Raw genomic sequence first — 12,395 nt, 5'->3', positions numbered from 1 at the left:
GGCCTGGGCCCTGTCCGGGCCTACACGGCGAGCGCCGGGTAGTCGATGTACCCCTTGTCGTCACCGCCGAAGAAGGTCGCCATGTCGGGGGTGTTGTACGGTCCGCCCGCCGCGAGCCGGGCCGGCAGGTCCGGGTTGGCGAGGAAGAGCGCGCCGTACGACACGATGTCGGTGGTGCCGTCCTCGACCAGGGCGAGCTCGCCGGGGCCGGTCGGCCCGTCGGTCACCGGGTTCAGGATGAACGTGCCGGTGAACTGCTTGCGCAGCGCGAGTGTCAGATCCCGCAGGCCCGGCACGTTCTCGACGATGTGCAGGTAGCCGATGCCGAACGGCTCCAGCGCCTGGACCAGCGCGGTGTACGTCGCCTCGGTGTCGGTCTCGGCGATGTCGTTGTACGGGTTGCCGGGCGAGATACGCAGGCCCGTGCGCTCGGCGCCGATGGCCTCCACCACGGCCCGGGTCACCTCGGCCGCGAAGCGGATGCGGTTCTCGACGGAGCCGCCCCATTCGTCGGTGCGCTGGTTGGTGTTGGTGGAGAGGAACTGGTGGATGAGGTAGCCGTTGGCGCCGTGCAGTTCCACGCCGTCGAAGCCCGCTTCGATCGCGTTGCGTGCGGCCTCGGCGTACTCGCCGATGGTGGCGCGCACCTCGGCGCCGGACAGCTCGCGCGGCGGCAGGAAGTCCTTGGGCCCTTCATGGGTGTACAGCTGTCCGGCGGCGGCGACGGCGGACGGTGCGACGCTGAGCAGCTCCTGGTCCGGCCAGATCACGGGGTGCCCGATGCGGCCCGTGTGCATGAGCTGCGCGAAGATCCGGCCCCCCTTCGCGTGGACGGCGTCGGTGACCTTGCGCCAGGCCGCGATCTGCTCCTCGCTGTGCAGGCCCGGGGTGTCGGGGTAGCCCTGACCGATGACGGAGGGCTGGATGCCCTCGGTGACGATCAGGCCGGCCGAGGCGCGCTGTGCGTAGTACTCGACCGTGGAGTCGGTCGGGGTGAGGCCCGGGCCATGGGCGCGACTGCGGGTCATCGGCGCCATGGCGATGCGGTTGGCGAGCCGCGTACCGGAGAGGTCGATCGGGTCGAATGCGGTGGTCATGATGGCTCCCGGAAAAGACATGATTGGTCGGCCAAATAAATGCCGAGCTCCACAGTAACGCATTCATTGGCCGACCAAGGTAATCTGGGCGAAGGGATGTGTGGGAACGTCGGAGAAGCCCGAAGACGCCCGGAGACGCCCGCGAATCCCCACCGGAACAGCCCAGAGGAGGCCCGATGAAGCCGGAGGCCGACCCCGCCTGTACCTACGACAAGCTGCCGGTGGCCGCCCGCGGCGGCCCGGTCAGCCATGCCGTCTCCCGGGTCGCCCGGCTCCATCGCATCGCCGCGGGCAAGCTGCTCAAGCAGGTCGGGCTCTACCCCGGCCAGGAGATAGTGATGATGCACCTCTGGGACTGCGGGCCCGTACGGCAGTCGGAGCTCATCAAGATCTGCGAGCTCGACCCGTCGACCGTCACCAAGATGCTCCAGCGGCTGGAGCAGTCGGGGCACGTCCGGCGCACTCCCGACCCGGCGGACCGGCGCGCGGTGCTCGTCGAGTCGACCGACACCAGCTGCGCGCTGCTCGCCGATGTGCAACGGGCCTGGAGCGAGTTGGAGAACCTCACGCTCTCCGGTCTCGACCCGGCCGAGCGCGCCGAGCTGGGCCGGCTGCTGGCCAAGGTCGAGGGGAATCTCTGCACGGAGTCGGCGGAGTGCCCGCAGGGGCGTTAGGGCCTGGCGGATCCTGGGCGGCTGCGGCGAGGTTCCCCCGCGCCACTTCCTTGCGCACTGCGGCGCGGGGGCCCCACTTCCCGAACTGGTACGGCGTGACGCGCTCGTTCAGGGCAGTGCACGTCATGGACGCCGCCGAAGATATGGGACCCGGCCACCCCAAAACCTCCCCAACCGGGTGAACTTCCCCGGCACGCGCTTCGCGTGGGCAAGCGACTTGATCATGGCGCCCATAGCCTGCGGCTCAGCATCCGCGCTCCGCGGTGTTGCCCACACCCCCCACGTAACCAAGCGAGGTCGAAGACGGTGAGACGACGTCTTGTCATCAGCCCCCTCATTGCCGGTGCGGCAGCGGTGACGCTGGCCTTCCCCGTGCCGGCTTCGGCAGCGGACACCCCGGTGACGGTCCAGGTCACCTCCGGCACGCTCAACATCGCCGTACCGGCGGGCCCGGTGAATCTCGGAACCGTCGCCGTCAGCAGCAACCCGCAGGAAGTCAGCAGTCAGCTCGGCAATGTGACCGTGACGGACGGCCGCGGCGGTACGACCGGGTGGACGGCCACCGCCAACGCCGTCGACTTCACCGGACCGCAGAACATCTCCGTGTCGGCGCCGGGCTCCAGCCGCTACATCTCCCCGTCGGCATCGGTCAGCGGCACCGCCAACGTCACGGCCAGCGACCTGGACCCGCTCTACCCGCCCGGCCCGGTGCAGACGGCCACCGGCGTGAGCGGAATCAACTCGGCCACCTGGAACCCGACCATCGAGCTGACCATCCCCGCGAACGCCCTGGCGGGCACGTACAGCTCGACGATCACCCACTCCGTCTCCTGACGGCCGTCACAGAAGCCGTCACAGAAGCCGTCACAGAAGTACTGAGGTACAGCGGCGCAGAAGCACCGAAGTACTGAGGCATACGGAACAGAGAAGACAACAGAGGCCCTGTGCGCAGGTTCATTTCCCTCACGGTGCTGGTGGCCGCGGCGATCGCCCTGGCCACCGGCGCTGCCTCTCCCGCATCCCGCGCATCGGACCCGGCGCATCGGCCGGCTCCCCCGGACGCGGGCAGCATCGGCGTACGAATCGTCGACGTACCGGTCGACCTGATCGACGACCCCCGGGCGAGGCAGTACGTCATCGACAATCTGAAGCCGGGGATCACGGTGCACCGGCGCATCGAGGTGTCGAACGCCTCGGACTCCGCCTTGCAGGTCGCGGTCTATCCCGGCGCCGCCGACATCAGGCGCGGCGCCTTCGTCGGTGCCGCGGGCAGCATCGGCAACGAGCTCACCAGCTGGATCAAGCTCAGCAGGCGCAGTCTGGACATCCCGGCCCGCTCGACCGCCCTCAGCACCGTGACCATCGCGGTGCCCGAGGACGCGGCCCCTGGTGAGAGATACGGGGTGGTATGGGCGCAGGTCAGCGGGCGCGACACCGGCGCCGGCATCTCACTGGTCAACCGCACCGGTATCCGCATCTACCTCTCGGTGGGCGGCAACAATCCGCCCCAGCCGAAATTCACGGTCGACACCATGACGGCGGCCCGCGACCGCGACGGGCGGGCGGTCGTGCGCGCGCAGGTGCACAACACCGGTGGGCGGGCACTGGATTTCACGGGCGACATGAAGATGAAGCAGGTGTCCGGAAGCCTCAGCGCGGGTCCGTACCCGGTGCGGCTGGGCACCAGCCTGAAACCGGGACAGACGGAGCCGGTGACCGTCACCGTCACCGATCAGGTGCAGGACGGACCCTGGGAGGTGTCCCTCCGGCTGAAGAGCGGGCTGCTGGAAGAGACCCACAAGGCCCGGATCACCTTCCCGCACGGACCCGGCATCGCCGGAGCGGTCCCGTCCCAGCTGGATGACGGCGGCGCACTCGACCCGGTCTTCATCGCGGCAGCGGCAGCTGTCGTCCTGCTGCTCGCCGGAGTGCTCGGGGTCGTTCGCGCCACCCGCCGGCCGTGACCTGAAGACCGGGTCCTCGACTGAGGCGCGGCCTAGCGGGACAGGACCTCCAGCGCCCGGTCCACATCGGCGGTCGAGTTGTAGAGGTGGAACGAGGCTCGCAGATTGCCCGCGCGGGCCGAGACGATGACTCCGGCGCGGGCGAGATCCGGCTCCCGGGCGCCGAGTCCGGGGACGGCGACGATGCCGGAGTCCCCGGGGACGGGCGTGTGGCCGAGTTCCGTCAGCCCCTCCCGGAAGCGGGCCGCGAGGGCGGTGTTGTGGGCGTGGATCGTCCCGGCCCCGATCTCCTCCAGCAGTGCGAGGGACTGCTCGGCCGCGTGGTAGGCGAGGAACGACGGCGGCTCGTCGTAGCGCCGGGCGGACCGGGCGAACTCCTCGACCGGCCCGTAGGTGCTCGCCAGCAGGTCCTCGGCGGCGAACCAGCCCGCATGGACCGGGACCAGTGACTCCTGAGCCTCTTCGGTGACGGTGAGGAACGACGCTCCGCGCGGGCAGAGCAGATACTTGAAGGCGGCGGTGACGGTGTAGTCGTAGGCCCCCGCCTCCAGCGGCAGCCAGCCCGCCGCCTGGCTGGCGTCGACGAGGACGCGGGCGCCGTGGGCGGCCGCGGCGGCCCGTACCGCGGGGAGGTCCGCGATCCGCCCGTCCGCCGACTGCACGGCGGACAGGGCCACCAGCGCGGTTCCGGGCCGCACGGCGTCGGCGATCCCGTCGAGCGGTGCGTACCGCACCTTCAGATCGCCGCGGGCCGTGAAGGGCGTGACCACCGAGGCGAACTCCCCCTCGGGGGCGACGACCTCGGCGCCCGGGGGCAGCGAGGCCGCGATCAGCCCGACGTGCACGGCGACCGAGCCGCCGACCGCGACGCGCTCCGCGGACACGCCGGCAAGGCGGGCGAAGGAGGCGCGGGCGGCCTCCACGGCCTCGAAGCTGCCCGAGCCTTCCGGGCGGCCGTCCGCGATCTCCTCCACGAGCTTCTTGACGGCCTCGACCGTGCGGCGCGGCAGCAGACCGCAGGTGGAGGTGTTCAGGTACGTCGACGTCGGCGCGAACTCGGCGCCTCCCAGGGTGTCCATGTGACCACCCTGGAGCCGCCGCAACTATCAGTCAATTACGCATGATTGCCCGACACCTCCAAGCAGTTCTTATGCGTGGAGGTCAGGCGGCTCCCGCTGCGGTGTCAGGCCTGCGGAACCTCGCAGGAACCGTCCGTGTCGCAGGCGGCCGCGTCCGCGGAGCCGTCCGTGCCGACCTGGACGAGCGCCCGGCCCTGCCATGCCTGCTCCAGTGCCTGCGTGAAGACCTCGGCGGGCTGCCCGCCGGACACCCCGTACCGGCGGTCGAGGACGAAGAACGGCACGGCATTCGCCCCGAGCTCGGCGGCCTCACGCTCGTCGGCCCGTACGTCATCGGCGTACGCGTCCTCGTCCGCGAGGACGGCGCGGGCCTCGTCCGCGTCGAGCCCGGCCTCCACGGCGAGTCCGACCAGGACCTCCGGGTCGAACACGGACCGCTCCTCGGCGAAGTTCGCCCGGTAGACGAGGTCCAGCAGCTCGTCCTGGCGGCCGCGGGCCCCGGCGAGGTGAAGCAGCCGGTGGATGTCAAAGGTGTTGCCGTGGTCGCGGCCCTCGGTGCGGTATCCGAGGCCCTCGGCATGCGCGGTGGAGGCGACGTGCGCCTCCATGGCACGGGCCTCGTCGAGGGTGCGGCCGTACTTCTGCGCGAGCATGTCGATCACGGGGGCGGTGTCGCCCTTGGCCCGGTTCGGGTCGAGCTCGAAGGAGCGGTGCACCACCTCGACCTCGTCGCGGTGGGCGAAGGCCGCGAGTCCCTTCTCGAAGCGAGCCTTGCCGATGTAGCACCAGGGGCAGGCGATGTCGCTCCAGATCTCGACGCGCATGTGACCGCTTTCTCTCCGGGGTGTGGGCTGAGGACGGAGGGGGCCTCCGTTCAGAGCCACAACACGCGCGGTGCCCGGAACATTCCTGGAGGCCCTGGGGCCCAGGGCCCCCGCTCGGGACGCGCGACTGCCCCGGCGCAGACCGCGCAGGGCGTGTACCGGGGCAGTCGGCGGGCTCAGCCGAAGACGACCGAGCGCAGCTTGAGGCGGTCCGAGGCGTGGCCGCCGTAGGGGCGGAGCGGGAAGGAGTGGCCCGTGCAGTCCGGTTCGGTGAAGACCACCGCCACGGCGTCGGTGTCGTTGCGAGGGGTGGAGGCGGGCGCGGAGGAGGAGGGGTCCGCGACCTCGGGGAGGGTGATGCACTCGCCGCTCGGCGGATCGGTCAGGGCCGCCTGCTGCGGCCGGCCGTCCAGGCCGCTGTAGACGTACGAGAAGGAGCCCGTCGCCGCGCCGGCCGGCGTGGGCAGGGTCAGGACGAGCACGAGGGCGCCGAGGGCGGCTGCGGTGGAGTGGCGAAGTCGCATGCGAGACACGGGAAGGCTCCTTGTCGAACGGCGTACGGAACGCCCGAGGCCTTCCCATGAGCCGGCGGTCGCGGCACGTGGACCGGGTGCGGAAACGATCACTTGTCACCCGTAGGGGGCAACCTCGGCCCAGGAGATCCGTGGTCACCCACCGGCCGCGCCGCGAGCCGGCAGAAGGCGGTCCGGTAGGCGCTCGGGGTGAGGCCGAGGCGGCGCTGGATGTGCTGGCGCAGGGAGCGTCGCCGCAGAGAGAACCACGTACGACAAGGACGACGAGGCAACCGGGCCGGGACGCAGGCGGGTTCGGGCTTCTGCACGGGCGAGGGCCTTGTCGCAGGACCGCCGCACGGCCCGGCGCCCGGGGACGGCCGGCGTACGGGCGCCTCCCGGCACGCTCGTCGCGTGCGGCTTCGCGGCCGGCATGCGTGCAAGCCTGCTGATCAGCGCGGCGCTGCTGCTGACGGCAGTGGCGACGGCCTGCCTCCGTCGCGGCGGTAGTGGCCCGGCGCCAGGCCGTACTCGCGCTTGAACGCCTTGGCGAAGGCGAACTCCGAGGTGTAGCCGGCGCGTTCGGCGATCGCGCGGAGCGGTGCGTCGCTCTCGCGCAGCAGCCGGCCCGCCGTGGTCATGCGCCACCAGGTGAGGTACGCCAGCGGGGACTGCCCGACCAGGGCGGTGAACCGGCGGGCGAACGCCGCGCGGGACAGCCCGGCACGCGCGCCGAGCTCCTCGACCGTCCAGGGGCGGGCCGGATCGCTGTGCATGGCGTCCAGGGCGGCCTTCACGGCCGCGTCGCCGAGGGCGGCGGCCCAGCCGTCGCGCCGCTCGGCCGGGCGTTCATGCAGCCACCAGGTGCGCAGCAGATACAGCAGCATCGTGTCCAGGAGCGCGGGTACGAGGGCGTCGGATCCCGGCTGTGGCTCGGCCAGTTCGGCACCGAGCAGCTCGACGGCGGAGCGCAGGGCGGGGTACTGGCCCACCCGGGCGGGGAAACGGATCACCGGCGGCAGCTCGGTGAGCAGGGGATGCGCCCGCGCACGGCTCAACTGGTAGGCACCGCACAGCAGGAGGGCCGAGGGCCGGCCAGTGGCGGGGACCCGGTCCGGGGTGCCCGGCCAGCTGCCGTCGGGGCCGACCGCGACGGTTTCCAGCGGAGTGTCGGGGTGGTCGGCGAGTCCGTGGCCGTATCCGCGGGCCAGGAAGACCACATCGCCGGGGCCGAGCAGGACGGGTTCGCCTCCTTCGGGAGGCAGCAGCCAGGCCGATCCCTGGAGCACCACATGGAATCCGGCGCCGTCACTCGGCTCGTAGTGCACGCCCCAGGGGGCGTACTTGACGGTGCGCGCAGAGTGGGGTTTCCCCGTGCGCATGGCGGCGATCGCATCGCTCAGTACGTCCATGCACTCACCGTAACGCAGCACCCACGAGACGATCGGACATGAGGGCAAGCATCTGAGACATGGAACGTCTCACCGGGCTCGCATACGGTCGTTCTCATGACGACTACACCCATGACCAGGGCGGTTCTCTTCCATGAGCTCGGCGGACCCGAGGTCCTCACCGTCGAGGACGTCCCCCTCCACGAGCCCGGACAGGGCGAGGTGCTGATCCGTGCCGAGGCGCTCGGCCTCAATCGCGCGGACGCCCTCTTCCGTTCCGGCACGTACTACTACCAGGCCACTCTCCCGGGCGCCCGGATCGGCTACGAGGCGGCCGGTGTGGTCGAGGCGGTCGGCGAAGGCGTCACCGGCTTCGCGCCCGGCGACCGGGTGCTCACTGCGGCCAATTTCGATTTCGGCGTGCACGGTGTCCATGCCGAGCGGTTCGTCCTGCCCGAGGCCTCCGTGGTCGCCCGCCCCGAGGGCACGGACGCGGTGACGGCGGCCGCCGCCTGGCTGACGTACGCCACGGCGTACGGCGGCATGGTGACGACGGGAGGGCTGCGCCCCGGCGACCACGTGGTGATCACCGGCGCCTCCAGCGGCGTCGGCACGGCTGCCCTTCAGGTCGCCGCGCGGATCGGCGCGGTCCCGATCGCCACGACCCGTAGCGACGCCAAGACGCAGCGACTGCTGGATCTGGGCGCGGCGCATGTGATCACCACCGACGACGAGGACCTGGTGAAGGAGGTCGGGCGGATCACCGGCGGGGCGGGGGCGCAGCTGGCCTTCGACGCGATCGGCGGCCCGGGCTTCGCGAGGCTCGGCGACGCGCTGATGCCCGGCGGTACGGCCGTGCTCTACGGCTGGCTGGACCCGCGCCCGGTCGCGCTGTCGATGAACTGGCCGCAGACCGTGCACACCTACGCCAACGGCGCGGTGGTCAGGTCCGAGGAAGGCAGGCGCCGCGCCGCCCACTTCATCGGTTCCGGGCTGCGCGACGGGTCGCTGGCCCCGGTGATCGCCGAGGTTCTCGACGGTCTGGAGCGGATCGTGGACGCCCACCGGCTGATGGAGTCCAACAGCCATTTCGGCAAGATCGTCGTGACGGTCTGACAGCCGCTCCGGGAGCCGGCCTCACGCCCGGTCCGGCAGACGGCCTCACGCCTGTTCCGGCAGCCGGATCAGGAACCGTCGCGCAGGCCTTCCGGCCAGACGGGCCGGTACTCGATCCGGTCGAAGGTGACGACACAGCCCTCGCCGACCGGGGACTGGGCCATGAAGCCGACGAGAGCGGCCTCCGCCTGTTCGCGGGTGCCGAGCGTGAAGATCCGCACGAAGGTCCAGCGCTCGCCGTCCGTCGAGGCATGGAAGGCGAAGGCGCCCCCGGTACGGCTGATCCGCAGCCAGGCGCTGTCGCCCTCCACCACGAAGGAGTTGGCGTCGTCGGAGTGGCCCCTGGTGACGACGGTGCAGATCGTCGGCTTGTCGGGGGACAGCTCCAGGCACAGCTTGGCCCACTCGCGCTCGGCGGCGTGCAGATAGAGCACGCCCGCGTCGAACGCGGCACCGAAGCCCACCTTGACCCGCGCGATCAGCTGGAAGTCGCCCTCCGGCGCGCCGAGCAGGCGCGGCGCGTCGGAGGCCGGGTCCAGGGCGTCACCCGTGGGCGGCACGAATCGGTCCTGCCGCGCGCCCGCCCAGCCGGTGAGCATCCCGTTCTCGTAGGACCAGTCGGCGTCGGGGCCGTACGGGCGTAGCGCGAAGGGGAGTTCGGGCAGGTGCATCTCGTCGGTCACGCGGTCAGCTTTCCAGACCCTCCGCGCGCCCGTCGACCACACGCGGAAGACCGAGCGGGTTGTCGTCGCGCAGCTCGGGCGGGAGCAGCGCGGGCGGCGCCGACTGGTAGGTGACCGGGCGCAGCCAGCGCTCGATCGCCGTGGCTCCGACCGAGGTCGAGGTGGAGGTGGTGGCCGGGTAGGGGCCGCCGTGGTGCTGGGCGGGGGCGACGGCGACTCCGGTCGGCCAGCCGTCGACGAGGACCCGGCCGGCGAGCGGGGTGAGCGCGGCGAGCAGCCCGGCGCCCTTCCCCCGTGCCTCCTGCTCGGAGAGGTGGAGCGTGGCGGTGAGATTGCCGGGCAGCCGGGACAGTACGGCTTCGATCTCGTCCGCAGCGGCGTACCGGGCGACCACGGTGACGGGCCCGAAGCACTCCTCCAGCAGCAGATCGTGCGGCCCTTCGGCGGCCAGCCGCTGCGCCGGTACGGTCAGGAAGCCGGCGCTCACGGTGTGCTCCCCGCCCGCGCCGGGGGTGACGGGCGCGTCGACGCCGTCCAGTGCGGCCCGCTCGGTGACGCCCGCGACGAAGGCGTCCCGCATCCGGTGGTCGAGCATCACGCCGGGCTCGGTCTCGCTCACGGCCGCGGTGAGGGACTTCAGCAGGCGGTCGCCCGCGTCCCCCGCCGGGGCGAGGACGAAGCCGGGCTTGGTGCAGAACTGCCCCTCCCCCAGAGTCATCGAGCCGGCCAGGCCGGCGCCGATCGCCTCGGCCCGCTCGGCGGCCGCGGCCTCGGTGATCACGACCGGGTTGAGGGAGCCGAGTTCGCCGTGGAAGGGGATGGGCGCGGGCCGGGCGGCCGCCGCGTCGAAGAGGGCGCGTCCGCCGCGTACCGAACCGGTGAAGCCGGCGGCGGCGACCAGCGGGTGGCGTACGAGCTCCAGGCCCGCGTCGAAGCCGTGCACCAGGACCACGACGTCCTCGGGGAGTCCGAGCCGCTGGGCGGCCCTGCGCAGCGCGGACGCGCAGAGTTCGGAGGTGGCCGGATGGTCGGGGTGGGCCTTGACGACGACGGGGCAGCCCGCGGCGAGTGCGCTCGCGGTGTCGCCGCCCGGCACCGAGAAGGCGAGCGGGAAGTTGCTCGCGGCGTAGACCGCGACGACGCCGAGCGGGATCTTCCAGCGGCGCAGATCGGGCCACGGCGGGGTGCGCCCGGCGTCCGCGTGGTCGATGCGGATGTCGAGGAAGGCGCCTTCGTCGACGACATCGGCGAAGGCCCGCAACTGGGCGGTGGTCCTGGCGAGTTCGCCGGTGAGCCGGGTCGGCCCGAGGGCGGTCTCGGCGTCGGCGGCCTCGATGACGTACTCGCCCGCCTCGTCGAGGAGGTCCGCGGCCGTACGCAGGAGCGCGGCGCGTACCGTACGGTCGGCGAGTGCGGGGCGGGCGGCCTCCGCCGCGCGTACCGCCCGGTCGACCTCCTCGGCCGTGGCCTCGACCGCGACCTGCTCACGCGGCTTCCCGGTTCGGGGGTCCACACTCCAGACTGGTGCTGCTCCCACCGCGGCTTCCTTCCGGAGTTGTTCGGTATTCTGAACAGAGTTCCCACTGGTGAATACCATGGGATGTGGGGACTCTATTTCCGGGCGTTCTGCGCGGTCAAGAAGGGTGAAGGCCATGGCAACTGCCGAGCAGGGTGGGGCACAGGTCAAGTCCGCGGTGCGAACCGTGGAGCTGCTCGAATACTTCGCGGGACGCCCCGGTATGCATTCGCTCGCTGCCGTCCAGGAAGCCGTCGGCTATCCCAAGTCCAGTCTCTACATGCTGCTGCGCACCCTTGTCGAGCTGGGCTGGGTGGAGACGGACGCGACGGGCACGCGGTACGGCATCGGCGTACGCGCCCTGCTCGTCGGTACCTCGTACATCGACGGCGACGAGGTCGTCGCGGCGGCCCGGCCCACCCTCGACCGGCTCTCGGACGACACCACGGAGACGATCCACCTGGCCCGCCTCGACGGTACGAACGTCGTGTATCTGGCCACCCGCCAGTCCCAGCACTATCTGCGCCCCTTCACCCGCGTCGGCCGCCGGCTGCCCGCCCACTCCACCTCGCTCGGCAAGGCGCTGCTCGCCACCCACAGCGACGAGCAGGTGCGCAAGATGCTGCCGGAGACACTGCCCGCGCTGACCGAGCACACCGTCACCGACCGGGAGCAGCTCATCGAGGAGCTGCGGCAGATCCGCGAGCAGGGCTACGCCGTGGACCGCGAGGAGAACACGCTGGGGCTGCGCTGCTTCGGCGTCGCCATCCCGTACCGGACGCCGGCGCGGGACGCGATCAGCTGCTCGGTGCCGGTGGCGCGGCTGACCCCGGCCCACGAGCAGATGATCAAGGACGCGCTGTTCGACGCGCGGGACCGGCTGACGCTGGCCACGCGGAGGCTCTGATGACGGTCACTCTCCGGGAGGTCCAGGAGCAGGACCTCGATGTCTTCTTCGTGCTGGGGCAGGATCCCGAGGCCGCGCGGATGGCCGCCTTCACCTCCGAGGATCCCACCGACCGGGCCCGCTTCGACGCCCTCTGGGCCCGGATCCTCCCCTCCGACGCCGTCAATCGCACGGTGCTCGTCGACGGCGTGGTGGCCGGTCATGCCGCCGTGTACGGGCCGCCCGGCGAGCGCGAGGTGACGTACTGGATCGACCGCGCCCACTGGGGGCGCGGCGTGGCCACCGCGGCGCTGCGCGAGCTGCTCGCACTCGTACCGGAGCGCCCGCTGTACGCGCGGGCCGCCACCGACAACGCGGGCTCGCTGCGCGTCCTGGCCAAGTGCGGCTTCACGATCACCGGCAGGGACCGCGGCTTCGCCCATGCGCGCGGCGAGGAGACCGAGGAGTTCGTGCTCAGGCTCGACGGCTGAGGGCCCGCCAGGACCGACGCCCGACGCCGGAAGAGGTGGGACGGTAGCCGACCGGCGAGCCGCCGGTGGTGTCGGAGCCGACGAGCAGGGTGATCACGCCGCTCGGGTCGGCGGCGGTCCCGGCCTCCACCGAAGGCTTCCGGGCGGCCCACTGTGCCGGAC

At 71.9% G+C, this 12,395-nt stretch carries 13 protein-coding genes; 6 read left to right on the top strand and 7 right to left on the bottom strand.

Annotation, left to right across the window (positions count from 1 at the left end; genetic code table 11):
- Positions 1-20 precede the first annotated feature (20 nt).
- Complete coding sequence (locus tag ACWGI8_RS27870; protein WP_453664970.1) at positions 21-1,097, bottom strand: alkene reductase; 1,077 nt, start codon at positions 1,095-1,097, stop codon at positions 21-23.
- A 176-nt stretch (positions 1,098-1,273) separates the two neighbouring features.
- On the opposite strand from ACWGI8_RS27870, the gene ACWGI8_RS27865 reads away from it, so the two are divergent.
- From ACWGI8_RS27865 to ACWGI8_RS27855, 3 genes are all read left to right on the top strand, one after another.
- Positions 1,274-1,771 (top strand): MarR family winged helix-turn-helix transcriptional regulator, encoded by a 498-nt coding sequence (locus ACWGI8_RS27865; RefSeq protein ID WP_453664969.1) that lies wholly within the window; start codon positions 1,274-1,276, stop codon positions 1,769-1,771.
- Between the two features lie 306 nt (positions 1,772-2,077).
- A complete protein-coding gene (locus ACWGI8_RS27860) occupies positions 2,078-2,605 on the top strand; it encodes a hypothetical protein (RefSeq protein ID WP_453664968.1) in 528 nt (175 codons plus the stop codon).
- Positions 2,606-2,715: 110 nt separating this feature from the next.
- The gene (locus ACWGI8_RS27855) at positions 2,716-3,735 is read left to right on the top strand and encodes a hypothetical protein (protein WP_453664966.1); all 1,020 of its coding nucleotides are present in this window, start codon (positions 2,716-2,718) and stop codon (positions 3,733-3,735) included.
- 32 nt (positions 3,736-3,767) lie between these two features.
- Here the strand turns inward: ACWGI8_RS27855 and ACWGI8_RS27850 are convergent, their stop codons facing one another.
- From ACWGI8_RS27850 to ACWGI8_RS27835, 4 genes are all read right to left on the bottom strand, one after another.
- Positions 3,768-4,814 carry an aminotransferase class V-fold PLP-dependent enzyme gene (locus tag ACWGI8_RS27850; RefSeq protein ID WP_453664965.1) on the bottom strand — a complete coding sequence of 349 codons (1,047 nt, stop codon included), beginning with the start codon at positions 4,812-4,814 and terminating at the stop codon, positions 3,768-3,770.
- A gap of 104 nt (positions 4,815-4,918) precedes the next feature.
- Entirely contained in the window at positions 4,919-5,638 is a 720-nt protein-coding gene (locus ACWGI8_RS27845) for a DsbA family oxidoreductase (RefSeq protein WP_453664964.1), read from the bottom strand.
- Between the two features lie 176 nt (positions 5,639-5,814).
- A complete protein-coding gene (locus ACWGI8_RS27840; protein WP_453664973.1) occupies positions 5,815-6,162 on the bottom strand; it encodes a hypothetical protein in 348 nt (115 codons plus the stop codon).
- A 440-nt stretch (positions 6,163-6,602) separates the two neighbouring features.
- Positions 6,603-7,562: an AraC family transcriptional regulator gene (locus ACWGI8_RS27835; protein WP_453664962.1), complete on the bottom strand. Its 960-nt coding sequence runs from the start codon at positions 7,560-7,562 to the stop codon at positions 6,603-6,605.
- A gap of 96 nt (positions 7,563-7,658) precedes the next feature.
- On the opposite strand from ACWGI8_RS27835, the gene ACWGI8_RS27830 reads away from it, so the two are divergent.
- Positions 7,659-8,657 carry a zinc-dependent alcohol dehydrogenase family protein gene (locus tag ACWGI8_RS27830; RefSeq protein ID WP_453664960.1) on the top strand — a complete coding sequence of 333 codons (999 nt, stop codon included), beginning with the start codon at positions 7,659-7,661 and terminating at the stop codon, positions 8,655-8,657.
- 68 nt (positions 8,658-8,725) lie between these two features.
- On the opposite strand, the gene ACWGI8_RS27825 is transcribed toward ACWGI8_RS27830, so the two are convergent.
- The gene (locus tag ACWGI8_RS27825) at positions 8,726-9,328 is read right to left on the bottom strand and encodes a DUF1349 domain-containing protein (protein WP_453664972.1); all 603 of its coding nucleotides are present in this window, start codon (positions 9,326-9,328) and stop codon (positions 8,726-8,728) included.
- A 16-nt stretch (positions 9,329-9,344) separates the two neighbouring features.
- Entirely contained in the window at positions 9,345-10,877 is a 1,533-nt protein-coding gene (locus ACWGI8_RS27820) for an aldehyde dehydrogenase (NADP(+)) (protein ID WP_453664958.1), read from the bottom strand.
- A gap of 115 nt (positions 10,878-10,992) precedes the next feature.
- Between ACWGI8_RS27820 and ACWGI8_RS27815 the strand changes: the two genes are divergently transcribed.
- Entirely contained in the window at positions 10,993-11,763 is a 771-nt protein-coding gene (locus ACWGI8_RS27815) for an IclR family transcriptional regulator (RefSeq protein WP_453664957.1), read from the top strand.
- Positions 11,763-12,233 carry a GNAT family N-acetyltransferase gene (locus ACWGI8_RS27810; protein ID WP_453664955.1) on the top strand — a complete coding sequence of 157 codons (471 nt, stop codon included), beginning with the start codon at positions 11,763-11,765 and terminating at the stop codon, positions 12,231-12,233. Before ACWGI8_RS27815 ends, ACWGI8_RS27810 begins: the two co-directional genes overlap by 1 nt.
- The last annotated feature ends 162 nt before the right edge of the window (positions 12,234-12,395 follow it).

The organism is Streptomyces sp. NPDC054841, from assembly GCF_053611045.1.
This window is presented reverse-complemented; position numbering and strand designations above follow the sequence as displayed.